The following is a 255-nucleotide window of genomic DNA, read 5'->3' as shown; positions in this document are numbered from 1 at the left end:
GCCGGCGCCCGTTCACGCTCGACGTCGCGGTCTGCCGTGCGCTCCGCGACGCGCTCGGAGACGAGGTGGAGCTCTACGTCGACGGCAACCGCGGTTGGACGGCGTCGGAGTCGGTACAGGCCCTGCGCGCCATGGAGGATCTCGGGCTCACCCTGGCCGAGGAACTGTGCCCCGCCGACGACGTCCTCGGCCGCCGCTGGCTGGTGAGCAGGGCGTCCATCCCTGTCGTCGCGGACGAGAGCGTGCCGACCCCGG

At 73.3% G+C, this 255-nt stretch carries 1 protein-coding gene; it reads left to right on the top strand.

Features of this window, described 5'->3' with window-relative positions; genetic code table 11:
* A partial coding sequence (locus tag QSK17_RS35955; protein WP_285711168.1) for an enolase C-terminal domain-like protein occupies positions 1-255 on the top strand: 255 nt, incomplete at both ends.

The organism is Microtetraspora sp. NBRC 16547 (assembly GCF_030268965.1).
GTDB lineage: Bacteria > Actinomycetota > Actinomycetes > Streptosporangiales > Streptosporangiaceae > Microtetraspora.
The sequence above is the reverse complement of the archived record's forward strand: the minus strand, read 5'-3'. Positions and strand labels throughout refer to the sequence as shown.